At 71.1% G+C, this 24,720-nt stretch carries 23 protein-coding genes; 6 read left to right on the top strand and 17 right to left on the bottom strand.

Annotation, left to right across the window (positions count from 1 at the left end; all coding sequences use genetic code 11):
• Positions 1 to 22: 22 nt before the first annotated feature.
• The 12 genes from pgi to ACFWYM_RS29225 form a co-directional block, all read right to left on the bottom strand.
• Positions 23 to 1,675, bottom strand: coding sequence for a glucose-6-phosphate isomerase (gene pgi, locus ACFWYM_RS29280; protein ID WP_384843712.1), 1,653 nt, complete (start codon positions 1,673 to 1,675; stop codon positions 23 to 25).
• Between the two features lie 189 nt (positions 1,676 to 1,864).
• A complete protein-coding gene (locus ACFWYM_RS29275) occupies positions 1,865 to 2,200 on the bottom strand; it encodes an RNA polymerase-binding protein RbpA (RefSeq protein WP_003957010.1) in 336 nt (111 codons plus the stop codon).
• A gap of 237 nt (positions 2,201 to 2,437) precedes the next feature.
• On the bottom strand, positions 2,438 to 2,671 hold the full coding sequence (gene secG / locus ACFWYM_RS29270; RefSeq protein ID WP_384843709.1) for a preprotein translocase subunit SecG: 234 nt from the start codon (positions 2,669 to 2,671) through the stop codon (positions 2,438 to 2,440).
• A gap of 158 nt (positions 2,672 to 2,829) precedes the next feature.
• Positions 2,830 to 3,606 (bottom strand): triose-phosphate isomerase, encoded by a 777-nt coding sequence (gene tpiA / locus ACFWYM_RS29265; RefSeq protein WP_384843706.1) that lies wholly within the window; start codon positions 3,604 to 3,606, stop codon positions 2,830 to 2,832.
• Between the two features lie 6 nt (positions 3,607 to 3,612).
• On the bottom strand, positions 3,613 to 4,824 hold the full coding sequence (locus ACFWYM_RS29260) for a phosphoglycerate kinase (protein ID WP_384843703.1): 1,212 nt from the start codon (positions 4,822 to 4,824) through the stop codon (positions 3,613 to 3,615).
• 100 nt (positions 4,825 to 4,924) lie between these two features.
• Positions 4,925 to 5,935, bottom strand: a complete 1,011-nt coding sequence (gap, locus tag ACFWYM_RS29255) for a type I glyceraldehyde-3-phosphate dehydrogenase (RefSeq protein WP_384843700.1) — start codon at positions 5,933 to 5,935, stop codon at positions 4,925 to 4,927.
• 496 nt (positions 5,936 to 6,431) lie between these two features.
• A complete protein-coding gene (gene whiA / locus ACFWYM_RS29250) occupies positions 6,432 to 7,421 on the bottom strand; it encodes a DNA-binding protein WhiA (RefSeq protein WP_384843697.1) in 990 nt (329 codons plus the stop codon).
• Positions 7,412 to 8,440, bottom strand: a complete 1,029-nt coding sequence (gene yvcK / locus ACFWYM_RS29245) for a uridine diphosphate-N-acetylglucosamine-binding protein YvcK (protein WP_384843694.1) — start codon at positions 8,438 to 8,440, stop codon at positions 7,412 to 7,414. Before yvcK ends, whiA begins: the two co-directional genes overlap by 10 nt.
• Positions 8,437 to 9,372, bottom strand: a complete 936-nt coding sequence (rapZ, locus tag ACFWYM_RS29240; RefSeq protein ID WP_384843691.1) for an RNase adapter RapZ — start codon at positions 9,370 to 9,372, stop codon at positions 8,437 to 8,439. The genes yvcK and rapZ overlap by 4 nt, the downstream gene beginning before the upstream one ends.
• Complete coding sequence (gene uvrC / locus ACFWYM_RS29235; RefSeq protein WP_384843688.1) at positions 9,369 to 11,444, bottom strand: excinuclease ABC subunit UvrC; 2,076 nt, start codon at positions 11,442 to 11,444, stop codon at positions 9,369 to 9,371. The genes rapZ and uvrC overlap by 4 nt, the downstream gene beginning before the upstream one ends.
• 84 nt (positions 11,445 to 11,528) lie before the next feature.
• Entirely contained in the window at positions 11,529 to 12,356 is an 828-nt protein-coding gene (locus tag ACFWYM_RS29230; protein ID WP_384843794.1) for a hypothetical protein, read from the bottom strand.
• A gap of 5 nt (positions 12,357 to 12,361) precedes the next feature.
• A complete protein-coding gene (locus tag ACFWYM_RS29225) occupies positions 12,362 to 13,024 on the bottom strand; it encodes a papain-like cysteine protease family protein (protein ID WP_384843685.1) in 663 nt (220 codons plus the stop codon).
• A gap of 313 nt (positions 13,025 to 13,337) precedes the next feature.
• On the opposite strand from ACFWYM_RS29225, the gene ACFWYM_RS29220 reads away from it, so the two are divergent.
• The gene (locus ACFWYM_RS29220; protein ID WP_384843791.1) at positions 13,338 to 14,243 is read left to right on the top strand and encodes a hypothetical protein; all 906 of its coding nucleotides are present in this window, start codon (positions 13,338 to 13,340) and stop codon (positions 14,241 to 14,243) included.
• 43 nt (positions 14,244 to 14,286) lie between these two features.
• On the opposite strand, the gene ACFWYM_RS29215 is transcribed toward ACFWYM_RS29220, so the two are convergent.
• Positions 14,287 to 14,709, bottom strand: coding sequence for a Rieske (2Fe-2S) protein (locus ACFWYM_RS29215; protein ID WP_384843683.1), 423 nt, complete (start codon positions 14,707 to 14,709; stop codon positions 14,287 to 14,289).
• A gap of 166 nt (positions 14,710 to 14,875) precedes the next feature.
• Here ACFWYM_RS29215 and ACFWYM_RS29210 point away from each other — a divergent pair, with 166 nt between their 5' ends.
• Positions 14,876 to 15,808: a carbohydrate kinase gene (locus tag ACFWYM_RS29210; RefSeq protein WP_384843680.1), complete on the top strand. Its 933-nt coding sequence runs from the start codon at positions 14,876 to 14,878 to the stop codon at positions 15,806 to 15,808.
• Positions 15,809 to 15,886: 78 nt separating this feature from the next.
• On the opposite strand, the gene ACFWYM_RS29205 is transcribed toward ACFWYM_RS29210, so the two are convergent.
• A complete protein-coding gene (locus tag ACFWYM_RS29205; RefSeq protein WP_384843677.1) occupies positions 15,887 to 16,744 on the bottom strand; it encodes a helix-turn-helix domain-containing protein in 858 nt (285 codons plus the stop codon).
• Between the two features lie 101 nt (positions 16,745 to 16,845).
• Between ACFWYM_RS29205 and ACFWYM_RS29200 the strand changes: the two genes are divergently transcribed.
• Positions 16,846 to 17,415 carry a YceI family protein gene (locus ACFWYM_RS29200; protein WP_384843674.1) on the top strand — a complete coding sequence of 190 codons (570 nt, stop codon included), beginning with the start codon at positions 16,846 to 16,848 and terminating at the stop codon, positions 17,413 to 17,415.
• A 9-nt stretch (positions 17,416 to 17,424) separates the two neighbouring features.
• On the opposite strand, the gene ACFWYM_RS29195 is transcribed toward ACFWYM_RS29200, so the two are convergent.
• Positions 17,425 to 18,210, bottom strand: a complete 786-nt coding sequence (locus ACFWYM_RS29195; RefSeq protein ID WP_384843671.1) for a crotonase/enoyl-CoA hydratase family protein — start codon at positions 18,208 to 18,210, stop codon at positions 17,425 to 17,427.
• Between the two features lie 146 nt (positions 18,211 to 18,356).
• On the bottom strand, positions 18,357 to 21,401 hold the full coding sequence (uvrA, locus tag ACFWYM_RS29190; protein WP_384843668.1) for an excinuclease ABC subunit UvrA: 3,045 nt from the start codon (positions 21,399 to 21,401) through the stop codon (positions 18,357 to 18,359).
• 224 nt (positions 21,402 to 21,625) lie between these two features.
• On the opposite strand from uvrA, the gene ACFWYM_RS29185 reads away from it, so the two are divergent.
• Together ACFWYM_RS29185 and ACFWYM_RS29180 are read left to right on the top strand one after the other, a co-directional pair.
• Positions 21,626 to 22,351, top strand: a complete 726-nt coding sequence (locus tag ACFWYM_RS29185; RefSeq protein ID WP_384843665.1) for a maleylpyruvate isomerase family mycothiol-dependent enzyme — start codon at positions 21,626 to 21,628, stop codon at positions 22,349 to 22,351.
• 9 nt (positions 22,352 to 22,360) lie between these two features.
• Positions 22,361 to 23,017, top strand: coding sequence for an MBL fold metallo-hydrolase (locus ACFWYM_RS29180; RefSeq protein ID WP_384843662.1), 657 nt, complete (start codon positions 22,361 to 22,363; stop codon positions 23,015 to 23,017).
• A 27-nt stretch (positions 23,018 to 23,044) separates the two neighbouring features.
• Here ACFWYM_RS29180 and aroQ read toward each other — a convergent pair whose 3' ends face one another.
• A complete protein-coding gene (aroQ, locus tag ACFWYM_RS29175) occupies positions 23,045 to 23,527 on the bottom strand; it encodes a type II 3-dehydroquinate dehydratase (RefSeq protein ID WP_384843659.1) in 483 nt (160 codons plus the stop codon).
• A 97-nt stretch (positions 23,528 to 23,624) separates the two neighbouring features.
• Between aroQ and ACFWYM_RS29170 the strand changes: the two genes are divergently transcribed.
• On the top strand, positions 23,625 to 24,683 hold the full coding sequence (locus ACFWYM_RS29170) for a S66 peptidase family protein (protein WP_384843656.1): 1,059 nt from the start codon (positions 23,625 to 23,627) through the stop codon (positions 24,681 to 24,683).
• The last annotated feature ends 37 nt before the right edge of the window (positions 24,684 to 24,720 follow it).

The raw sequence follows: 24,720 nt of genomic DNA, 5'->3' as shown, positions 1-24,720 counted from the left end.
CCCGGACCGGGGTGGGCGGCGATCAACGCCCGCGCAGCTCCCGGTACTTGGCCACCAGCGCCGTCGTCGAGGCGTCCAGGCCCGGTACGTCCGCGCCCTCCGTCAGGGCGGGCTCGACGCGCTTGGCGAGGACCTTGCCGAGTTCGACGCCCCACTGGTCGAAGGAGTCGATGTTCCACACCGCGCCCTGGACGAACACCTTGTGCTCGTACAGCGCGACGAGCTGGCCGAGGACCGAGGGGGTCAGGGACTTCGCCAGGATCGTCGTCGTGGGGTGGTTGCCCTTGAACGTCTTGTGCGGGACGAGGTCCTCGGCGACGCCCTCCGCACGGACCTCGTCGGGCGTCTTGCCGAACGCCAGCGCCTGCGTCTGCGCGAAGAAGTTGGCCATCAGGAGGTCGTGCTGGGCGACCAGGCCCGGCAGCAGATCGGCGACCGGCTCGGCGAAGCCGATGAAGTCCGCCGGGATCAACTTCGTGCCCTGGTGGATGAGTTGGTAGTACGCGTGCTGGCCGTTGGTGCCCGGCGTGCCCCAGACGACGGGCCCGGTCTGCCACTCCACCTCCTCGCCGTCGCGCCCCACGTACTTGCCGTTGGACTCCATGTCCAGCTGCTGCAGATACGCGGTGAACTTGGAGAGGTAGTGCGAGTACGGCAGTACGGCATGCGACTGCGCGTCGTGGAAGTTGCCGTACCAGATGCCCAGCAGGCCCATCAGCAACGGCACGTTGGACTCGACGGGAGCGGTGCGGAAGTGCTCGTCGACGAGGTGGAAGCCGTCGAGCATCTCGCGGAACGCGTCGGGCCCGATGGCGATCATCAGGGAGAGCCCGATCGCCGAGTCGTACGAGTAGCGGCCGCCGACCCAGTCCCAGAACTCGAACATGTTGGCCGTGTCGATGCCGAACTCGGAGACCTTCTCGGCATTGGTCGACAGCGCCACGAAGTGCTTGGCGACGGCTTCCTGACCGGCCCTCAGCCCGGTCATCAGCCAGGCCCGCGCCGACGTCGCGTTCGTGATCGTCTCGATGGTGGTGAAGGTCTTCGAGGCGATGATGAAGAGGGTCTCCGCCGGGTCCAGGTCCCGCACGGCCTCGTGCAGGTCCGCCCCGTCCACGTTCGACACGAAGCGGACCGTGAGGTCGCGGTCGGTGAAGGAGCGCAGCACCTCGTACGCCATCGCCGGACCGAGGTCGGAGCCGCCGATGCCGATGTTGACGACGTTCTTGATGCGCTTGCCGGTGTGGCCCGTCCACTGGCCCGACCGGACCTTCTCGGAGAAGGCGCTCATCTTGTCGAGGACGGCGTGGACACCCGGCACCACGTCCTCGCCGTCGACCTCGACGACCGCGTCGCGCGGGGCGCGCAGCGCGGTGTGCAGGACCGCGCGGTCCTCCGTGGTGTTGATCTTGTCGCCGCGGAACATGGCGTCGCGCAGACCGAAGACGTCCGTCGCGGCGGCCAGCTCGCGCAGCAGCCGCAGCGTCTCGTCCGTGACGAGGTGCTTGGAGTAGTCGATGTGCAGATCACCGACCTGGAGGGTGTACGAGGAGCCGCGCGCCGGATCCTGCGCGAAGAGCTCGCGCAGCTGCACCTCCCCCAGCTGCTCGCGGTGCTTGGCCAGCGCCGTCCACTCGGGCGTCTGGTTGAGCCTGGCACGGCTTTCTGCATTCATCTCGGACTTCAGCCTTCTCTCGTACCTGTGTACGTACCTTGCCCCGCTGCTCTCTCCAACCTAATTGATCAGAGACCGGTATGAGACCTCGGGAGACATCTGTCCGGACACGTCGCGAGAAAGAGGCATCCACGCCGGGAAAAGGACACCGGCCGGACACCCTCTCGGTGTCCGGCCGGTGTTCAATGGCTAGATCTCGCCCCGCAGTTTGGCGAGTGCCTCCGCGAGAATCGCCTCGCCGTCCGCGTCGCTGCGCCGCTCCCGTACATACGCGAGGTGCGTCTTGTACGGCTCGGTGCGCGGCGGGTCCGGCGGGTTGTCCCGGTCCTGACCGGCCGGAAAGCCACAGCGGGGGCAGTCCCAAGTGTCGGGAACCTGCGCGTCGCTGGCGAAGCTGGGCTGCGTCTCGTGCCCGTTGGAGCACCAGAAGGAGATGCGCAGTCGCGGCGCGGACTCGCCGCGCTCGGCCTCGCCCATCGGCCCCGCCCCGACCCGACTTCCTCGGATCGCGTTGCCACTTGCCACGGTCGTAACTCCCTGCGTGATGGTGCTGCCTGTGTCGAACAGCGGCTGCGCCGCGGGGTCGGGCTCCGGCTCCGCTGCGGGCGCCTCAGTCTACGTAAGGCCCAACGCGCGTCCAGTGTTTGGAGTTACACCCCACTCACGACGCAAGCCCCATGATAAGCCGCGCTCGTCGACGCGTACTGAACATGGGGCTTGGGGTGATGCTTTGGGAAGGTGCCAATTCGGCCGCTGTGAACGTCAGGGAGTATTCGACTTCATCAGCAGGCCGAGCACGACAATGCAGGCGAACCAGAGCAGACCGACCACGACGGTGATGCGGTCCAGGTTGCGCTCGGCGACCGAGGAGCCGCCGACGGACGACTGCATGCCGCCACCGAACATGTCGGAGAGACCGCCGCCCTTGCCCTTGTGCATCAGCACCAGCAGCATCATCAGAGCACTGAAGACGATCAGGGCGATCGAGAACCCCATAACCACGGCTGGACCAACTTCCTCGGATCTGGATCGACGACGGGGGCCGGGTAGTACCACCCGGCCCCCGCAAGGGTACGTCGTCTCGGCGCCGGCGCATACTCACCGGTCGCCGAGCGGGCTCAGGCCCGGCGGATCACCGGGCGCTCACTGGGCCCTCACTGGTCGGCGAATCGGACGATCTTGACGAACTCTTCCGAGTCGAGCGCCGCGCCGCCCACCAGGGCGCCGTCCACGTCGGGCTGCGCCATGATGTCGGCGACGTTCTTCGCCTTCACGGAGCCGCCGTACTGGATGCGGACCTTGTCGGCCAGCTCCTGCGAGTACAGCTCGGCCAGGCGGCCGCGGATCGCACCGCAGACCTCCTGCGCGTCCTCGGGGGTGGCGACCTCGCCGGTGCCGATCGCCCAGACCGGCTCGTACGCGATCACGATCGACTCGGCCTGCTCGGCCGGGACGTCCTTGAGGGCGCCGTCCAGCTGGTTCAGCGTGTACTGGACCTGCTGGCCCGCCTTGCGGATGTCCAGGCCCTCGCCGACGCAGAGGATCGGGGTCAGGCCGTGCTTGAAGGCGGCCTGCACCTTGGCGTTGCAGAGCTCGTCGGTCTCGTTGTGGTACTGGCGGCGCTCGGAGTGGCCCACGGCCACGTACGTGCACTTCAGCTTGGCCAGCATCGGGCCCGAGATCTCACCGGTGTAGGCGCCGGAGTCGTGCGCCGAGATGTCCTGGGCGCCGTACTTGATCTTGAGCTTGTCGCCGTCGACCAGGGTCTGCACGGAGCGCAGGTCGGTGAAGGGCGGCAGGACCGCGACCTCGACGGCCTCGTAGTCCTTGTCGGCGAGCGCGAAGGCGAGCTTCTGGACGTGGGCGATGGCCTCGAGGTGGTTGAGGTTCATCTTCCAGTTGCCCGCCATCAGCGGCGTACGGGTGGTCATGCGGGGTCAGTCCTCCAGTGCGGCGAGGCCGGGGAGCGTCTTGCCCTCGAGGTACTCGAGGGAGGCGCCGCCGCCGGTCGAGATGTGGCCGAACTTCGTCTCGTCGAAGCCCAGGTTGCGGACGGCGGCGGCGGAGTCGCCACCACCGACCACGGTGAAGCCCTTGCTGTCGAGCAGGGCCTGCGCGACGGCGCTGGTGCCGCCCGCGTAGTCGGGGTGCTCGGCGACGCCGACCGGCCCGTTCCAGAAGACGGTCTCGGCGTCGACGATCTTCGAGGCGAACAGCTCGCGGGACTTGGGGCCGATGTCCAGGCCCTCCTTGTCCGCGGGGATCTTGTCCGCGTCGACGGTGTCGAAGTCGGCCGGGGCCTTCGTCTTCAGGTCCGGGAAGTCCTTGGAGACCAGGACGTCGACGGGCAGCACGAGCTCGACGCCGTTCTTCGCGGCGCGCTCCATGTACTCCTTGACGGCCGGGATCTGGTCCTCCTGCAGGAGGGAGATGCCCACCTCGTGGCCCTGGGCCTTGAGGAAGGTGTACGCCATGCCGCCGCCGATGAGGAGACGGTCGGCCTTGCCGAGCAGCTCGTCGATGACGGCGAGCTTGTCGGAGACCTTGGCGCCGCCGAGCACGACGGTGTACGGGCGCTTGACGTCCTCGGTGAGCTTCTTCAGGACGCCGACCTCGGTGGCGATGAGGTAGCCCGCGTAGTGCGGCAGCTTGCCCGGGAGGTCGTACACGGAGGCGTGCTTGCGGTGCACGGCGCCGAAGCCGTCGCCCACGTAGACGTCGGCGAGGGCGGCGAGCTGGTCGGCGAACTGGCCGCGCTCGGCGTCGTCCTTGCTCGTCTCGCCGGCGTTGAAGCGCAGGTTCTCGATGACGGCGACCTGGCCGGGCTGCAGGCCGTCCACCGCGTCGTGCGCGGCGGGGCCGACGGTGTCCTGCGCGAACGCGACGGGCGCGCCCAGGAGTTCACCGAGCCGCTCGGCGGCGGGCAGCAGCGAGAAGGCGGGGTCCGGGGCGCCCTTGGGGCGGCCGAGGTGCGAGGCGACGACGACCTTGGCGCCTGCCCCGGCGAGGGCCTTGACCGTCGGCAGGACGGCGCGGATGCGGCCGTCGTCGGTGATGGTGCCGTCGGCGAGCGGCACATTGAGGTCGGCGCGGACGAAGACCCGCTTGCCGTCGACCCCTTCGGCGAGAAGTTCGTCGATCGTCTTCACTACTGGACTCCTTGGGTGGGCTGACGCACAACAGGGCCCGTACGGCGCGTCCTTGCGCGGTACGGGCCCTGTGCTCACATCTAAGTGCCTGCTCTGGTGCTTAGAGCTGGCCGCCGACGAAGACCGTGAGGTCGACGAGGCGGTTGGAGTAGCCCCACTCGTTGTCGTACCAGCCGAGGATCTTCACCGTCTTGCCCTCCTGGACCATGGTCAGGGAGGAGTCGAAGGTGCAGGAGGCCGGGTCGCTGACGATGTCGGACGACACGATCGGGTCCTCGGTGTAGAAGAGGATGCCCTTGAGGGCGCCGTCGTCGGCGGCCTTCTTGAACGCGGCGTTGACCTCGTCCTTGGTGACCTCGCGCTGGAGCTCCACGACCAGGTCGGTGGCCGAGCCGGTCGGGACCGGGACGCGCATCGCGATGCCGTCGAGCTTGCCCTTGAGCTGCGGCAGGACCAGGGCGGTGGCCTTGGCGGCACCGGTCGTGGTCGGGATGATGTTCTCCGCGGCGGCGCGGGCGCGGCGCAGGTCGGAGTGCGGGAAGTCCAGGATGCGCTGGTCGTTCGTGTACGCGTGGACCGTCGTCATCAGGCCCTTGACGATGCCGAAGTTCTCGTCGAGCACCTTCGCCATCGGCGCCACGCAGTTGGTGGTGCAGGAGGCGTTCGAGATGACGTGGTGGTTGGCCGCGTCGTACTGGTCCTGGTTGACGCCCATCACGATGGTGATGTCCTCTTCCTTGGCCGGAGCCGAGATGAGGACCTTCTTCGCGCCGCCGGCGATGTGCTTCGCGGCGTCGGCCTTCTTGGTGAAGATGCCGGTGGACTCGATCACGATGTCGACGCCCAGCTGACCCCACGGGATGTCGGCGGGGTTGCGCTCGGACAGCACCTTGATGGTGTGGCCGTCGACGGTGATGGTGTCCTCGGTGTGCGACACCTCGGCCTTGAGGCGGCCCAGAATGGTGTCGTACTTCAGCAGGTGCGCCGTGGTCGCGGTGTCACCCAGGTCGTTGACAGCCACGATCTCGATGTCCGCACCCTGGTCCAGCAGCGCGCGGAAGTAGTTGCGCCCGATGCGGCCAAAGCCGTTGATGCCTACGCGGATCGTCACGAACCGATCTCCTCGTTAGGTACGCCGGGTTTCGACGCCGGCGAGTTGTATGGGATGTCCCCGACCGAGTCCGACCCTACCTCTCTGCGGGCCTCGGGGTGACATCGAGAGCGCCCGGAAGCGGCACCGCGGGCCGTGCCGCCGAGGCGCCGCCGGGCCTCGGGGGACCTTGGTCCCGGCTACGCAGCGTCAACACCGCGCCGGGGCCGCCCCCTTGCCCGTACGTCCGGTCCCCTCCGTATCCCGTCCGGACTTCACCCAGCCCGCCCGGCACCTGCGCGAACTGCTCCCCAGGCCGCCCGCCGTCACGCGCTGTGACCGTCGCACGGGGTGTCCGGAGCTCACGTTCCGTGGTCCATGTGCCCGCGAAGTCGGGACTTGCGGCCGGTGACTCCGTCAGGTCCGCGGACGTGCCGGAGCCGCCGGCGCCCGAGGGCGGCGGCGGCTCCGTGCGGTGTCCGTGGCGGGAGGCGGGGCGGGAGAGGGGGCGGCCCCGTCAGACCGCGAGGTTCTCCGCCATCTCCTCGCTCAGGTTCGACTCCGTGCCCGGGATGCCGAGGTCCTGGGCGCGCTTGTCGGCCATGGCGAGCAGGCGGCGGATGCGGCCCGCGACGGCGTCCTTGGTCAGCGGCGGGTCGGCGAGGGCGCCCAGCTCCTCCAGGGACGCCTGCTTGTGCTCCATGCGCAGCCGTCCGGCGGCCGCGAGGTGCTCGGGGACCTCGTCGCCGAGGATCTCCAGGGCGCGCTGCACGCGGGCGCCCGCGGCGACGGCGGCGCGGGCCGAGCGGCGCAGGTTGGCGTCGTCGAAGTTGGCGAGGCGGTTGGCGGTGGCCCGGACCTCGCGGCGCATCCGCCGCTCCTCCCAGGCGAGCACCGACTCATGGGCGCCGAGGCGGGTCAGGAGCGCGCCGATCGCGTCCCCGTCCCGGACGACGACGCGGTCCACGCCGCGCACCTCGCGGGCCTTCGCGGCGATGGAGAGGCGGCGGGCGGCGCCGACGAGCGCGAGGGCGGCCTCGGGGCCCGGGCAGGTCACCTCCAGGGAGGAGGAGCGGCCGGGCTCGGTCAGCGAGCCGTGCGCGAGGAACGCCCCGCGCCAGGCGGCCTCCGCGTCACAGGTGGCCCCCGAGACCACCTGCGGCGGCAGGCCGCGGATGGGGCGCCCGCGCCCGTCCACCAGACCGGTCTGGCGGGCGAGTTGGTCGCCGCCCGCGACGACGCGGACGACATAGCGGGAGCCGCGGCGCAGCCCGCCGGGAGCCATCACGATCAGCTCCGAGCCGTGCCCGAAGATCTCCAGGATGTCCCGCTTCAGCCGCCGCGCGGCCATCGCGGTGTCCAGCTCCGCCTCGATCACGATGCGGCCGCTCACCAGGTGAAGGCCGCCCGCGAACCGCAGGATCGCCGAGACCTCCGCCTTCCTGCAGCAGGTCCGGGTGACGGGGAGCCGGGAGATCTCGTCCTTCACCGCTGCCGTCATCGCCATGGGCCGATCCTTCCATGCATCCGAAAAATACGGTCGTACGCGGCGGCCAGGAGCTCCGGATCGTGCCTTGGAGTTCCGTCGGGCCGGGCCACCGGCGCCAGCTCGACCGTGGCGCCGAACCGCTTGGCGGCGTCGGTCAGGGATGCACGGTCGGGCACGGCGGCCTCGTCGGCCAGCACCACGTCCAGGGCGAGTTTAGGGGCGTGTCGGGCCAAAACCTCCAAATGACGCTGCGGAGAGAAGCCATCGGTTTCTCCGGGCTGCGGGGCGAGGTTGAGCGAGAGGACCCGGCGCGCCTTCGTCTCCGTCAGTGCGTCCAGGAGCTCGGGCACGAGCAGATGCGGGATGACGGAGGAGAACCAGGAGCCGGGGCCGACCACGACCCAGTCCGCGTCCAGGACGGCGGCGACCGCCTCGGGGACGGCCGGCGGGTCGTGCGGGACGACGTGCACGGACTGCACCTCGCCCCGGGTGAGGGCGACGGTGGCCTGGCCGCGGACCGTGTCCACGTCGTCCGGGCGGGCCGGGTCGTGGCCCTTGACCAGGGCCTGGAGCTCCAGGGGCACCGCCGACATGGGCAGCACCCGGCCCTGCGCGCCGAGCAGCTTGCCGACCAGGTCCAGGGCCTGGACGTGGTCGCCGAGCTGCTCCCACAGGGCGACGATCAGGAGGTTGCCGACGGCGTGCTCGTGCAGGTCGCCCTGGGACTTGAAGCGGTGCTGGATGACCCGGGCCCAGGTCTGGCCCCAGTCGTCGTCGCCGCACAGGGCCGCGAGGGCCTTGCGGAGGTCGCCGGGGGGCAGCACGCCCAGCTCGTCGCGGAGCCGCCCGCTGGAGCCGCCGTCGTCGGCGACCGTCACCACGGCGGTGAGGTCTCCGGTGATGCGGCGCAGCGAGGCCAGCGAGGCGGACAGGCCCATGCCGCCGCCGAGCGCGACGACCTTGGGCTGTGCCCCGCGCTTGCGGCTGCCCAGGCGGCTGAGGCGGATCATGTTGCTGGCCCGGCGCGTGGGGCTCATTCGCGCCCCATGTCCCGGTGGACGATGACGGTCTCGACGCCCTCGGAGACCAGGCGCGCGGCGAGCTTCTCCGACATGGCGACGGAGCGGTGCTTGCCGCCCGTGCAGCCGACCGCGATCGTCACGTACCGCTTGCCCTCCCGCCGGTAGCCGGCGGCGATGAGCTGGAGCAGCTCCGCGTACCGGTCGAGGAACTCCTTGGCGCCGGGCTGGTTGAAGACGTACGCCGCCACCTCCTCGTTGAGGCCGGTGTACTGGCGCAGCTCGGGCACCCAGTGCGGGTTGGGCAGGAAGCGCATGTCGACGACGAGGTCCGCGTCGACCGGCAGGCCGTACTTGAAGCCGAACGACATGACCGTGGCCCGCAGTTCGGGCTCCTCCTCGCCCGCGAACTGGGCGTCCATCTTGGCGCGCAGCTCGTGCACGTTCAGGCTGGAGGTGTCGATGACCAGGTCGGCGTCGCCGCGCAGCTCGCGCAGGAGCTCGCGCTCGGCCGCGATGCCGTCGACGATGCGGCCGTCGCCCTGGAGGGGGTGCGGGCGGCGCACCGACTCGAAGCGGCGCACCAGGGCGTCGTCGGAGGACTCCAGGAAGACGATCCGCCGGGTGACGTTCTTCGCCTCCAGGTCGGCGAGGGACTCGCGGAGGTTGTCGAAGAAGCGCCGGCCGCGGACGTCGACGACGACCGCGATGCGGGCGACATTGCCCTGCGAGCGGGCGCCGAGCTCCACCATGGTGGGGATCAGCGCGGGCGGCAGGTTGTCGACGACGAACCAGCCGAGGTCCTCCAGACACTTCGCGGCGGTGCTGCGCCCCGCGCCCGACATCCCGGAGATGATCACCAGCTCGGGGATCGCCGCGTCGGGGGCTCCCGGTGACTCGATGGCCGTGCCCGTACTCACTTGTTCTCCGCCTTCGCCGTGCTCGGTCATGTCTCTTGCCCCCGTCGTTCCGCTTCGGGGCCCGCGGTCGCGAGTTCCCCGTTCTCCTGCGCGGCCGCGCCTGATTCGGCCGCTTCTTCTTCCATGATCTCTCCGGTCGCGGTGTTCACCGCCGGGGCCGCGGGTGCCGCCTGCGCGAAGGCCGCCACGACGGCCTCAGCGGTCTTGCGGCCCACGCCGGGGACCTCACAGATCTGGTCGATTGTCGCGGATCGGAGCTTTTTCACCGAACCGAAGTGCTTGACCAGTGTCTGCTTGCGAGCCTCTCCGAGCCCGGGCACCGCGTCGAGGGGGCTCGCCCGGAACCGCTTGGCCCGCTTGCTGCGCTGGTAGGTGATCGCGAAGCGGTGCGCCTCGTCCCGTACGCGCTGCAGCAGGTAGAGGCCCTCGCTGGTGCGGGGCAGGATCACCGGGTCGTCCTCGCCCGGCACCCAGACCTCTTCGAGGCGCTTGGCGAGGCCGCACACCGCGATGTCGTCGATGCCGAGCTCGTCCAGGGCCCGCTGGGCGGCCGCGACCTGCGGCTGCCCGCCGTCCACGACGACGAGCTGCGGAGGGTACGCGAACTTCTTGGGGCGCCCGTCCTCCTCGGTGAGGGCCGCCTGGGCGTCCACGGCGTCTTCCGCGCCTTCCGCGTCCTTGGGGGACCACTCCCCCGTCTTCTCCTTGTCCGCGAGGTACCGCTTGAAGCGCCGGGTGATGACCTCGTGCATGGAGCGGACGTCGTCCTGCCCCTCGAAGCCCTTGATCTGGAAGCGGCGGTACTCGCTCTTGCGCGCGAGCCCGTCCTCGAAGACGACCATGGAGGCGACCACGTCGTCGCCCTGCAGGTGCGAGATGTCGTAGCACTCGATCCGCAGGGGGGCGCTGTCGAGCTCCAGCGCGGCGGCGATCTCCTCCAGGGCGCGGGAGCGCGTGGTGAGGTCGGAGGCGCGCTTCGTCTTGTGCAGGACGAGGGACTGCTGGGCGTTGCGCGCGACGGTCTCCATGAGGGCCTTCTTGTCGCCGCGCTGCGGGATGCGCAGCGAGACGTTCGACCCGCGGCGGCCGGTGAGCCACTCCTGGACCGGCGCTATCGGGTCGGGCAGCGCGGGGACGAGCACCTCCTTCGGCACGGCGTCGCCGCTCTCCTCCCCGTACAGCTGCTGGAGCGCGTGCTCCACGAGGTCTCCGGTGGTGACCGCCTCGACCTTGTCGGTGACCCAGCCGCGCTGGCCGCGCACCCGGCCGCCGCGCACGTGGAAGATCTGCACGGCCGCCTCGAGCTCGTCCTCGGCGACGGCGATGAGGTCCGCGTCCGTGGCGTCGGCGAGGACGACGGCGCTCTTCTCCATCGCCTTCTTCAGGGCGTCGATGTCGTCGCGCAGGCGGGCCGCCCGCTCGTACTCCATCTCCTCCGCGGCGTCCGTCATCCGCCGCTCCAGGCGGCGGATGAAGGTGCCCGTGTGGCCCGCCATGAACTCGCAGAAGTCCTCGGCGAGTTCGCGGTGGTCCTCGGGCGAGATCCGGTCCACGCAGGGAGCCGAGCACTTGCCGATGTAGCCGAGCAGGCAGGGGCGGCCGGTGCGGGCGGCGTTCTTGAACACCCCGGCGGAGCAGGTGCGGACGGGGAAGACGCGCAGCAGCAGGTCGACGGTGTCGCGGATCGCCCACGCGTGCCCGTACGGGCCGAAGTAGCGCACACCCTTCTTCTTCTGGCCGCGCATCACCTGCACGCGCGGGAACTCCTCGTTCATCGTCACCGCGAGGTACGGATAGCTCTTGTCGTCGCGGTACTTGACGTTGAACCGGGGGTCGAACTCCTTGATCCAGGAGTACTCCAGCTGCAGCGCCTCGACCTCGGTGCTCACCACCGTCCACTCGACGGAGGCGGCGGTGGTCACCATCGAGCGCGTGCGGGGGTGCAGGCTCGCCAGGTCCTGGAAGTAGTTGGCGAGGCGCTGGCGCAGGCTCTTGGCCTTGCCGACGTAGATCACCCGGCGGTGCTCGTCGCGGAATTTGTAGACCCCCGGCGAGTCGGGGATCTGTCCCGGCTTGGGGCGGTAACTGGAGGGGTCTGCCATGCGGGACAGCCTACTGGCGGCCGCTGACAGGGCGGGGCCCGCCGGGGCCCCGCCCTGTTTCCCTCCCCTGCCTCGGCCGGTTCCTCAGCCGAGACGGCGCGAGCGGCGCCGGAGCACCGCGATCCCGGAGAGGCCGAGGGCGACGGCCGCCCCCACTCCGGCCACGGCGGAGACGACGGTCAGCGGCCCGTCGGTGGACGTCCCGGTGGACGAGGCCGACTCGCTCCCGCTCGGCCGGGCGCCGAAGCCGCCCGCCTTGCCGGACTTCGCGTAGCCCGAGCCGGGCAGTTTGTCGCCGTACTCCTTGTGGACCCGCTTCTGGTACGCGGCGACCGACGTCCCGCGCGCGCCGATCGCGCGCACCGCGTCCGCGTCGAGGGGCAGCACGCGCGTGCGTGCCTGCACGTACCAGGCGTTGATCTGCGGCTCGTGGAAGACGGTGCCTCCGGGGAGCTTCTTGGCGCCCGCGCGCGCGTAGCGCGTCTCGTCGTCGCCGGTGGCGATGTTGACGACCTTCCAGGAGGTGCCCTGCTTCGCGGTCCACAGGGAGGCCCGCTGCCCGTCCGCCGAGACCGCCTCGCTGGCGAGGAACTGCAGCCGGCCCACGGGGGCGTCCTTCTTGCCCGCGACGAACTCCGGGGAGAGGTAGTACACGGGCACGGCCGCGCCCTCCACGCGCGGGTGGGCCGCCGTCCTGCTGACGGCTCCGTCGCGGGCGAAGAAGCGGGACAGGGTGTCGAGGGTCGCGGGCGCCGTCGCCGCCTCGTGCGCGGCGCTGCGGTTGGCCGCCGAGGGGGCGGTGGGCCGGGCGGGCTCGGCGTGCGCGTACGGCGCCGCGAGGCCCAGCAGGAGCGTGGCCGCGGAGCCGGCGAGACCGGCCTTCAGGAGGGTGTGCGGAAGCCTTCTGGTCATCGCGCTCACGCCCCGATCCCGTAGAGAGAGTGGGTCCAGGAGAAGGTGTTGTTGTCGACGTACCAGGCGTGCGAGGCCCAGTTGTAGCGGTCGTTGGAGGGCCATGGATCGCCCCAGTACACCCAGCTGTTGGCGTCGTCGTAGCCGTAGAGGACGTGCATGTGGCCGCCGCCGTTGGACCACTGGATGCGGGTCTCGACCGGGCGGCCCGCGTCGATCTCCGACTTCACGGTGGAGTAACGCAGCCAGCCGCTGACATACCTGCCGGGGTTGATGCCCGCCCAGTCGAGGCCGTCCTGCACATTGCCGAGCGTGGCCTGGTTGTTGGGGCAGGTGCTGCCCTGCTGGCGGCCGAACGCGGCGTTGCAGAACTGGTTCTGGCTGTAGTTCTTGCCGAGGAAGGTGGCGATCGTGTTGCCGGCGGCGGCCCAGCACCAGTTGGTCTTCTGCTGGGCCTGCATGGTGATGTCGAGCCGCTTGGCGGCGAGGGCACCGGCGTCCGAACTGCCGTACGTCGTGGACCCGGACGTCGTGGACAGGGTGGCCGCGGCGGGGGCGTGGGCCGGGGCGGCGGTCGCCGTGGCAGGGGCGACGAACAGGGCCGCCGCGACGGCGGCGACCGCGGACAGGCGTCTCAGCCCGCTGGTGCTGCTGGTTCTGTGGCGCATCGCGTTCCTCCCGAGGGGGGTGGGGAGTGGTGGAGGAGCGCGTCCGGACGCTGCGATTGAGCATCGAGTGTTGTCGGGAGCAGGTCAACACGCTTCAATGCGGGATGACTTGGGCCGTGAACGGCGGCGTACGGGTGTGAACGGGGGCCGTACTCCCACCTGGCGGCCCGCTCCGACCGGCGAGAACGCGCGGACGGCCGAAGTGAACGTTCACAGAGGGAGCCCTGCAGTGCGGAACGGCACACAGCTCGCGGACGGCGCACCGACGGAGCGGGACAGCGCCGCGTCCGGAGCACACGGCAGCTCCCCCGACCTGGAGGCCGCCCTGCGGACCGGCCCTTTCCACATCGCCCTGCGCACCGCGATCGCCGCTCGCCGCCTCCCCCTGCAGCGGGTGCGCCACCACCTCGCGCGTCACGGCGTCAACGTCGGTGTCACGAGCCTCAGTTACTGGCAGCAGGGCGCCCGCCGCCCCCAGCGGCCCGAGTCCCTGCGGGCCGTGCGCGCCCTGGAGGAGATACTCCGGCTCCCTGAGGAGTCCCTGATCCGGCTGCTCGCCCAGCCCGCGGAGCGCGCCGACCGGGAGCGCCCGGCGGCCCGTTCGTACCGCTCCCTGGTGGAGGCGTCCGACGTCCTGCAGTCGCTGCTCGCGGAGCTCGGCTCACCGCTCGACGGCGGCCTGCACACCATCGGCCACCACGAGCGCGTCCGCATCGGCCGGGGCCGCGAACTCCTCGGCCGCGACTCGCAGCACGTGGTCCGCGCCCACAAGGACGACATCGACCGCTATCTGGCCATCCACCACGGCGACCCGGGCTGCGACCCCGAGCGCATGACCGTACGGGCCCTGGAGAACTGCCGTACGGGGCGGGTGCGCTGGCACCGGGCGACGGGCGTGCTCGTCGCGGAGCTGCTCTTCGACGCCCGGCTGCGCGCGGGCGACACCCATCTGTTCCGCTACGGCTTCGAGGACGGCACGGCCGGGGTGAGCTCCGAGTACCAGCGGGGCTTCAGTTTCGCGGGCGGCCAGTACGCGCTCCAGATCCGCTTCGCCGAGCAGGCCCTGCCGGTGCGCTGCCACCGCTTCACCCAGCACTCGGCAGCCGCTCCGCGCGGCGGCGTCCGGGAGTTGACGCTCAGCGGCAGCCACCGCTCGGTGCACCTGGTGGAGCCGCAGGTGCGGGCCGGGATCGTGGGGATCGGCTGGGACTGGGAGTGACCTCGCTGCCCCACCAGAGCGTCAGGCCCCGGAACCCGGTGCGTCAGGCCCCGGGCCCCGCGATGATCTTGCCCTTCTCGACCTTGACCGGGAGCTCCTGCAGCGGCACGGTCGCCGGCTCGTGCAGCACCTTGCCGTCGGTGGCGTCGAACTGGCTGCCGTGGCAGGGGCAGATGAGCTTGTGCCCCTCCAGCTTGTTGATGGGGCACTTGGCGTGCGTGCAGATCGTGCTGAACGCCTTGTACTCGTTCTCCGCGATCCGGCTGACCACCACGTTCTCGTCGGTGTAGAGCTTCGAGGCACCCACCGCCACCTCGTCCTGCCTGCCCAGGTCCACCGGGGCCGTCGGCGCCGACCGGTTGCCGCCGCCGTCGTCGGACGAGCAGGCGGTGAGCCCGATCCCGGCGGCCGGGACGAGGGCCGCCGCACGCAGCACGGAACGGCGGGCGGGGGGCGTGCCGGGCATGGTGTCTCCACAGGTCAGCGGGGCAACAGTGACGGAAGTGACCATACCGGTGCGTTGTGCGCGGCCCGGGTTGGGCACGGGCGTGCCCGAGTGGCGCCCGCATCCGCCCGTACGGGCCGGGGAGCTCTAGGGTCTGACGGGAAGCCGAGCCCGGGAGGAACACACCGTGATAGTCGTCGCCGGAGAGGCCCTGATCGACCTGGTGCCGCACGAGGAACCGGTGGGCACCGGCCCCGGCCCCGGCGGGCTGCCCGCGCTCGCGCCGCGGCTCGGCGGCGGCCCGTTCAACACCGCGGTGGCGCTCGGCCGCCTCGGCGCTCCCGTCGCGTTCGTCTCGCGGGTCTCCCGGGACGGGTTCGGGGAGGCCCTGCTCGGGGGCCTGCGCACGGCGGGAGTCGACGTGTCGTACGTGCAGCGGGGCGCCGAACCGACGACGCTCGCCGTGGCCTCGATCGGCGCGGACGGCTCGGCCGGGTACTCCTTCTACGTCGAGGGCACCGCCGACCGGCTCTTCGACGTGCCCGGGCAACTTCCGCGCGCGGTGCGGGCGATGTCGTTCGGGACCTGCTCCCTCGTCCTGGAGCCGGGCGCGAGCGCGTACGAGGAACTGCTGCGCGCCCAGGCGGCACGCGGCGTCTTCACGGCGCTCGACCCCAACATCCGGGCGGTGCTCATCCCGGACGCGGACGCCTACCGGGCCCGCTTCAAGAGCTGGCTACCGTCGGTGTCGCTGCTCAAACTGTCGCAGGAGGACGCCGACTGGCTCGGCGGGAGCCCGCAGGAGTGGCTGGCGGCGGGGGCCGCGGCCGTGGTGGTGACGCGGGGCGGCGCGGGACTCTCGGTGCACACGCGCGCGTGCGGGGAGGTACGGGTGCCGGGCGAGCAGGTCGCCGTGGTCGACACGATCGGCGCGGGCGACACCGTCAACGCGGCACTGCTGCACGGGCTTTCGGCCCGGGACGCGCTGTCGGCCGAGGCGGTGGAGGCCCTGTCCGGCGACGCCTGGGCCGAGGTGCTGCGGTTCGCGGCGCGTGCGGCGGCGGTCACGTGTTCCCGGGCGGGCGCCGAGCCGCCGTACGCACGGGAGTTGGGGATCTGAGGGGGCGCCTACCCCCGGGCGCCTCCCCGGAGCGGCTCCCCCAGGGCGGCTCCGGTCAGCAGGGCGGCTCCGGTCAGGTCAGCCCGACACCGCGCGCAGACCGCCCGGCTTGCGGCCGTCGAGCCGGTCGAGGGCCGCCGCCGTGGCGTCGTCGTCCGGCAGGTACACGACGAGGCGCTGCTGGTCGATCTCCGGCAGCGTCAGGGTCTCGTACGCCAGGCAGAGGCCGCCCACCTCGGGGTGGTGCAGGCGGTCGGTCCCGGTGCGCCGGGGCAGCTGGGGCGCCCCCTTGAGGCGCTCGGCGAACGGGCAGCCCGCCATGACCGTCAACTCGTCGATGAATCCCTTGACATGGGGGTCGGCGGGCGGGGACTCGGTGCGCAGATAGGCGAACTGCTCGTCCGCGACGCGGTCCCAGTCGGGGTAGGCGCGCCGGGCGCGGGCGTCGGTGAAGACGAACCGGACGAGGTTGGGTTCGCGCTCGTCGAGCAGGCCGAGGGGGCGCACGATCCGCTCGTAGCCGGTGGTGTGCGCGAGGACGTCGCCGAGGCGGTTGAGCAGGACGGCGGGGGCGGGCTCCAGGCGGTCGAGGAGGGCGCGCACCGTGGGGCGGACCGTGCGGGACGGCTCGGGCGCCCCGGCGCAGCAGACGGCGTCGGCTCCGTGGGCCTTCTCCAGGCGGTGCAGGTGGATGCGCTCGTCCAGGGTCAGGCGCAGCGCGTCGGCGAGAGCGCCGAGGACGGGCGACGAGGGGTGGCGGTCGCGGCCCTGCTCGAGCCGGGTGAGGTACTCGACGCTGATCCCGGCGAGGGTGGCGACCTCGGAGCGGCGCAGCCCGGGGGTGCGGCGGCGGGGCCCGGTGGGCAGGCCGACCTCCGTGGGTGTGACGGCTTCGCGCCGGGCGCGCAGGAACAGTCCCAACTCGTTGTCGCTCACTGTTCGAACGTATCAGCAGGCTTCACGCGGAGGGTGGCCCTGTCACTACCAGTCTCGGCCCGGCCTTCCTCGCGCCGTCGCGGCGCCGCAGAGTGGTCGGCATGACTACTGAGACCGGAACGCCGACCACCGCCGCCGCACAGCTGCCGCTGCCCGCGGGCCGCTGGGAGTACGACCCGCTGCACTCCGCCGTGAACTTCTCCATCCGCCACCTGGGCATCTCGAAGGTGCGGGGCCGCTTCACCGAGGCGACGGCCGAGCTGGTGGTGGGCGAGACGGCCGAGACGACGACGGTCGGCGCGACCATCGCCCTGGCCTCGATCGACACCGCCAACGCGGACCGGGACGCCCATGTGCGCGCCTCCGACCTGTTGGACGTGGAGAAGCGCCCGACGATGACGTTCCGCTCGACGCGGGTGTCGGGTGCGGGCGAGGAGTGGACGATGGCGGGCGAGCTGACCATCGGCGAGGTGACCCGTCCGGTGTCGCTCGCCGTGGAGTTCGGCGGCCTGCAGAACTTCCCCGGCGATGAGCGCCGCCGGGCCGGTTTCGAGGCGAACGGCGAGATCCGGCGCAGCGAGTTCGGGCTCGACTTCGCGCCCGGGCTGCTCGGCGAGGTCGTGAAGATCCAGCTGGACATGCAGTTCGTGGAGCCCGCGAAGGCGGAGTAGAGGCTCAGCTCACGGTCGGGGATCTTCGAAGGCGCCGTGCCGGCCCGCGCCCGCCGCGAATCTCGCCGCCCCGTCGGCGGCTTCCTTGAGCGACCGCAGCCCGTGCGTCAACTCGCCTGCCAGGGCGGCCTCTTCGGAGAGGCCGCCCTGCTCGCGTACGGAGAGCCGGTCCTCTCGCAGGCAGGTCTGCGGGAACGCGGCGAGCTGGGCGGCCAGTTCCTCGGCCGCCGCGCGTGCGGTGCCGCTCGGCACGACCCGGTTGACCAGGCCCATGCCGAGCGCCTCGGCTGCGGCCACCGGGCGGCCGGTGAGGACGAGGTCCATGGCGTGCGACTCGCCGATGAGACGGGGCAGCCGCACCGTGCCGCCGTCGATGAGCGGGACGCCCCAGCGGCGGCAGAAGACGCCGAGCACGGCGTCGTCCTCGGCGACGCGCAGGTCGCACCAGAGGGCGAGTTCGAGGCCCCCCGCGACGGCGTGCCCGGAGATGGCCGCGATCACCGGCTTCGACAGCCGCATTCTGGTGGGCCCCATCGGCCCGTCCCCGGCCGCCGGACCCTCGACCTGGGTGATCTCGTTGCCGTCCGGGGTCGCCATGGCCTTCAGGTCGGCGCCCGCGCAGAACGTGCCGCCCTCGCCCCACAGGACGGCGACGGAGGCGTCCGGGTCGGCGTCGAAGTCCCGGAAGGCGCCGGCGAGGGCCCGCGCGGTGGGCCCGTCGACGGCGTTGCGCACCTCGGGGCGGGACAGCACGACGGTGGTGACGGGTCCTTGGCGTTCGCTGCGTACGGGCATGCGGACCAGACGACCATGCCCCGCCTCCGTGGACAAGACGTCCACGGGGGCGGGGCGTTGGCGATGCGGCCCCGCGGCTCAGCCCTGCGGCTCAGCTCAGCGGCTCAGCTCTGCTGCTGCTCAGTCCTGCTGCCCAGCCCTGCGGCTCAGCTCTTCCGCGCGCGGGTCGCCTTCTTGGCGGGCGCCGCCTTCTTCGTGGCGGTCACCTTCTTCGTCGCCGTCTTCCTCGTGGGGGCCTTCTCCGCCGCCGTCACCTTCTTCGCGGGTGCCTTCTTGGCGGCTGTCTTCTTGGTGGCCGTCTTCTTGGTGGCGGTCTTGCGCGCCTGGGCGGGCACCGCGTCGCTGATGCGGTCGGCCGCGAGGATGTCCCTGAGGAACTTGCCGGTGTGGCTGGTCGGGACGCCGGCGACCTCTTCGGGGCTGCCCTCGGCGATGACCAGGCCGCCGCCGCTGCCGCCCTCGGGGCCCATGTCGACGACCCAGTCCGCGGTCTTGATGACGTCGAGGTTGTGCTCGATGACGATGACCGTGTTGCCCTTGTCCACGAGGCCGGAGAGGACGGCGATGAGCTTGCTGATGTCCTCGAAGTGCAGGCCGGTGGTGGGCTCGTCCAGGACGTAGACGGTGCGGCCCGTGGAGCGCTTCTGCAGCTCGCTCGCCAGCTTCACGCGCTGGGCCTCGCCGCCGGAGAGCGTCGGCGCGGACTGGCCGAGGCGGACGTAGCCCAGGCCGACGTCGTTGAGCGTCTTCAGGTGGCGGGCGATCGCGGGCACCGCCTCGAAGAAGCCGAGGGCCTCCTCGATGGGCATGTCGAGCACCTCGGCGATGGACTTGCCCTTGTAGTGCACGTCCAGCGTCTCGCGGTTGTAGCGGGCGCCGTGGCAGACCTCGCACGGGACGTACACGTCCGGCAGGAAGTTCATCTCGATCTTGATGGTGCCGTCACCGGAGCAGTTCTCGCAGCGGCCGCCCTTGACGTTGAAGGAGAAGCGTCCGGGGAGGTAGCCCCGCACCTTCGCCTCCGTCGTCTCCGCGAAGAGCTTGCGGACGTGGTCGAAGACTCCGGTGTACGTCGCCGGGTTCGACCGCGGGGTGCGGCCGATGGGTGACTGGTCCACGTGCACGACCTTGTCGACGAGGTCGTCGCCGTCCACGCGCGTGTGCCGCCCGGGGACGTTCCTCGCGCCGTTCAGCTCGCGGGCCAGGTGGGTGTACAGGATGTCGTTGACCAGCGTCGACTTGCCGGACCCGGAGACGCCCGTGACGGCCGTGAGGACGCCGAGCGGGAAGGAGACGTCGATGTCCTGGAGGTTGTTCTCGCGCGCGCCGTGCACCGTGAGCCGGCGCGAGGGGTCGGCGGGGCGGCGTACGTCCGGGACCGGGATGGCCTTGCGGCCCGACAAGTAGGCGCCGGTCATGGACTGTTCGTTGGCGAGCAGCTCCTTCAGGGAGCCGCTGTGCACGACCTTGCCGCCGTGCTCGCCGGCGCCGGGGCCGATGTCGACGACCCAGTCCGCCACCTTGATGGTGTCCTCGTCGTGCTCGACGACGATGAGGGTGTTGCCCATGTCGCGCAGGCGGACGAGGGTCTCGATGAGGCGGTGGTTGTCGCGCTGGTGGAGGCCGATCGACGGCTCGTCCAGGACGTAGAGCACGCCGACGAGGCCGGAGCCGATCTGGGTGGCCAGGCGGATGCGCTGGGCCTCGCCTCCGGAGAGGGTGCCCGCCGCGCGGTTCAGCGAGAGGTAGTCCAGGCCGACGTCGACGAGGAAGCGCAGCCGCTCGTTGACCTCCTTGAGGACGCGCTCGGCGATCTTCTTGTCGCGGGCGCCCAGCTTGAGCTCGGCGAGGAAGTCCGCACAGTCGCTGATCGACATCGCGGAGACCTCGGCGATGGACTTCCCCATGACCGTGACGGCCAGGACGATCGGCTTGAGGCGCGTGCCCTCACAGGTGGGGCAGGGCACCTCGCGCATATAGCCCTCGAAGCGCTCGCGGCTCGCGTCGCTCTCGGCCTCGCTGTGGCGCCGCTTCACGAAGGGGACGGCGCCTTCGAAGGCCGTGGTGTAGACGCGCTCGCGGCCGTACCTGTTGCGGTAGCGCACCTCGATCTGGGTCTTGTGGCCGTACAGGAGGGCCTTCTTGGCGCGCTGCGGGAGGCCCGCCCAGGGCATGTCGGTGGAGAAGCCGAGGGCGTCGGCGAGGGCGCCCACGAGGCGGCCGAAGTAGTCCTTGGTGTGGCCGTGCGACCAGGGGTGGATGGCGCCCTCGTCGAGCGACTTGTCCTCGTCCGGGACGATCAGCTCGGGGTCGACCTCCATGCGCGTACCGATGCCGGTGCAGTCGGGGCAGGCGCCGAAGGGCGAGTTGAAGGAGAAGGAGCGGGGCTCGAGCTCTTCGAACGACAAATCGTCGTACGCGCAGTACAGGTGCTCCGAGTACATGCGCTCGCGCTCGGGGTCGTCCTCCGGGAGGTCGACGAAGTCGAGCACGACCATGCCGCCGGAGAGGCCGAGGGCGGTCTCCACGGAATCGGTGAGGCGGCGCTTGGCGCTGTCCTTCACCGTGAGGCGGTCGACGACCACCTCGATGGTGTGCTTCTCCTGCTTCTTGAGCGTGGGCGGCTCGGAGAGCTGGATCGTGGCGCCGTCCACCCGCGCGCGGGAGTAGCCCTTGGTCTGGAGGTCGGCGAAGAGGTCGACGAACTCGCCCTTGCGCTCGCGCACCAGCGGCGAGAGGACCTGGAAGCGGCTGCCCTCGGGAAGCTCGAGCACCTTGTCGACGATGGCCTGGGGCGACTGCCGCGCGATGGGGCGGCCGCACTGGGGGCAGTGCGGCTTGCCGATGCGGGCGAAGAGCAGCCGGAGGTAGTCGTAGACCTCGGTGATGGTGCCGACCGTCGAGCGCGGGTTGCGCGAGGTCGACTTCTGGTCGATGGAGACCGCCGGGGAGAGGCCCTCGATGAAGTCCACATCGGGCTTGTCCATCTGGCCGAGGAACTGGCGGGCGTACGAGGACAGGGACTCCACGTACCGGCGCTGGCCCTCGGCGAAGATCGTGTCGAACGCGAGCGAGGACTTTCCGGATCCGGACAGACCGGTGAAGACGATGAGCGAGTCACGCGGGAGGTCGAGCGAGACGTTCTTGAGATTGTGCTCGCGCGCGCCACGGACGATGAGACGGTCGGCCACGCCGGTCCGCACCTTTCTTGAGGGAGGTGACAGAGGCACGGAGCCCCCATCGCTCAAAGAGTAGGGGGAGCCACTGACAACGCCGGTCGGATTCCCTGGTGGGTAACAAACCCCGCCTGCCAAGAATGCCCGACGCCTCGGCCGAGCTTATAGCACGGGCTTTCGATTTACGGGACCGATCCGCCACCTTCACCCGAAGGTGTGGCGGGGCTATCGTCAGGACCATGATCGATCATGCGCATGACCTGGCGTCTGTACGTGACGCGACCGACCGGCTGCTCGCCGCAGCCGCCAAACTGGACAACGCCTCGGTGGCCGAGCCGTCACGGCTGCCGGGCTGGACGCGCGGCCACGTCCTGGCCCACCTGGCGCGCAACGCGGACGCACTCGTCAACGTCCTCGCCGGGCGGCCCATGTATGTGAGCGGGGAGGCGCGGGACGCGGACATCGAGCGGGACGCGCCGCGGGGGCTCGCCGAGCAGCTGGCGGACGTCCGGGAGAGCGCGGAGCGCTTCGCCGCGCAGGGGGCGGAGCCCGCGGACTGGTCCCGCACCGTCGAGCTGCGCAACGGGGTCACGGACTCGGCGTCGCGGGTGCCGTTCCGCCGCCTCGTCGAGGTGGAGCTGCACCATGTGGACCTCGGCATCGGGTACGAGCTGGAGGACCTGCCGGCGGAGTTCACCCAGCGGGAGATCAACTTCCTCGCCGACCGGTTCCGGAACGCCTCCGGTCTGCCTGCCGTCGCGATCAGGCAGGACGACGGCCGGACGCTCTTCACAGGCGCCGTCGAGGGCGTCACACGGGAGCAGGTCGAGCGCGGCCACGAGCACACCTGGGACATCGCCGTGAGCGGCCGCCAGGCCGACCTCCTGGGCTGGCTCTCCGGCCGCCGTGACGGCTCCGCCCTCACCCCCGAAGGCGGCCCCCTGCCCGCCCTGCCCCCGCTATAGGCTGCCTCCATGACGTACAGCGGAGCAGTGAAGGTCGGCGGTCCCGCGGATGTGCACGAGCTGCAGGACCTGATGATCTCGAAGGTCGCGGTCGGGCCGATGGACAACAACGCCTACGTGCTGCGCTGCCGGGCCACGGACGAGCAGCTCCTGATCGACGCGGCGAACGAGCCGCAGACGCTGCTGAACCTCATCGGGGGCGACGGCATCACGGCCGTCGTCACCACCCACCAGCACGGCGACCACTGGCAGGCCCTGGAGGAGGTCGTCGCGGCGACGGGCGCGCGCACGTACGCCGGGCGCGAGGACGTCGAGGGCATTCCGGTGCCGACGGACGTGGCGGTCGACGACGGGGACACGATCCGGTTCGGGCGCATCACGCTCACCGCCCGCCACCTGGTGGGCCACACCCCGGGCTCGATCGCGCTCGTCTACGACGACCCGCACGGCCACCCGCACGTCTTCACCGGCGACTGCCTCTTTCCCGGAGGCGTCGGCAACACCTGGAAGGACCCGGAGAAGTTCGCGAGCCTCATCGAGGACGTGGAGACGAAGATCTTCGGGACCCTCCCGGACGAGACGTGGGTCTACCCCGGGCACGGCAACGACACGACGCTGGGCGCCGAGCGCCCGCACCTGGCGGAGTGGCGCGCACGCGGCTGGTGAGCCGAACAGGCCCGGTGCGTACGGGAGTTATCCGGCGGTAGGAGCGGTGGCGGCGGTGACGAGCGCCGCCACGCGCTCCACCCCGAACACGTACCCCTGCACGCCGCACCCCGCGATCACGCCGTCCGCGCGCTGCGACACATAGCTGTGGTGCCGGAATGCCTCGCGCTGGTGGACGTTGGAGATGTGGACCTCCACGACGGGAAGACCGTCGCAGGCGTTGAGTGCGTCCAGAATCGCGACCGACGTGTGGGAGTAGGCGGCGGGGTTGATGACGATGCCCACGTGGTGCTCACGCGCCTCGTGGATCCAGTCCACCAACTCACCCTCGTGGTTGGACTGCCTGAGGTCGACGGTCCCGCCGTGCGCGGCGGCCGCCTTGGCGCACAGGGCCTCGACGTCGGCGAGCGTGTCGGAGCCGTAGATCTCGGGCTGGCGCTTGCCCAGGACGTTCAGGTTCGGCCCGTTCAGGATCATGATCGGGGCGGTGGCGAGGGTGCGGGCAGTCATACGGTCCTCCAGTGGTCGGCGCCTGAGGGAGGTCTATCACGGCACCCGTACGGAATCTCATGTGCGGTCTTCGTAGCGGGCTGTCTAGGCTCCCGCCATGAACGCCTCCCCCGAAGAGCCCGTCTACCCGCCGAAGCCGTCGCCCGGCGACCGCGTCGCGGTCCTGTCCCCCTCGGCGGGACTGCCCGGACTGTTCCCGCTCCCCTACGAGTTGGGGCTGCGTCGGCTGCGCGAGGAGTTCGGCCTCGAACCGGTGGAGTATCCGACGACCCGGAAGATGGGCGCGAGCGCCGAGGAGCGGGCCGCCGACATCAACGCCGCGTTCGCCGATCCCGGCATCAAGGCGGTCATCGCGAGCATCGGGGGCGACGACCAGATCACCGTCCTGCCGCATCTGGACCGGGAGTTGATCCGGGCGAACCCGAAGCCGTTCTTCGGCTTCAGCGACAACACGAACCTCCTCGCCTATCTCTGTGACGCGGGCGTCGTCGGCTTCCACGGCGGCAGCGTGATGTGCGAGTTCGGCCGCCCCGGCGCCATGGCCGGTCCGACGGCGGACTCGCTGCGGGCCGCGCTGTTCACCCCGGGGCCCTACGAGCTGCGCCCCACCGAGCGCTTTCGCGACGTCGACCTGCCGTGGGACGACCCGGCGAATTTCGCGGGCGAGCCGCCGACCGAGCCGGCCGGAGGCTGGACCTGGCGCCGCCCCGAGCGCGTCGTGGAGGGCCGCTCCTGGGGCGGCAACCTGGAGATCCTGTCGTGGCTCCTGATGGCGGACCGGGCGATCGCCGAGGACCTGTCCACGTACGACGGACGGGTGCTGTTCCTGGAGACCTCCGAGGAACTCCCCACCGCCGAAGAGGTGTTCCGCGTTCTGCGCTCCATGGGCGAGCGCGGTCTGCTGAGCCGCTTCCCCGCCCTCCTGATGGCCCGCCCTAAGCGCCAGTCGCTCACGCAGCGCAACGACGCGGCGGCCCGGGAGGCATACGCGCGCGGGCAGCGGGAGGCCGTGCTGCGGGCCCTCGACGCCTACGCGCCGGACATGATGGCCGTCTTCGACGTGGACTTCGGGCACACGGACCCGCAGGTGGTGATCCCGTACGGGGGCGTGGTGCGGGTGGACGGGCCGGGGCGGCGCATCACGGTCACGTACTGACGTCCACCCTGACGTACGGCTGAAGCCGCGCCGGGCT

Origin of the sequence: Streptomyces sp. NPDC059009 (assembly GCF_042740175.1) — a bacterium.
Lineage (GTDB): Bacteria > Actinomycetota > Actinomycetes > Streptomycetales > Streptomycetaceae > Streptomyces.
The sequence above is the reverse complement of the archived record's forward strand: the minus strand, read 5'-3'. Positions and strand labels throughout refer to the sequence as shown.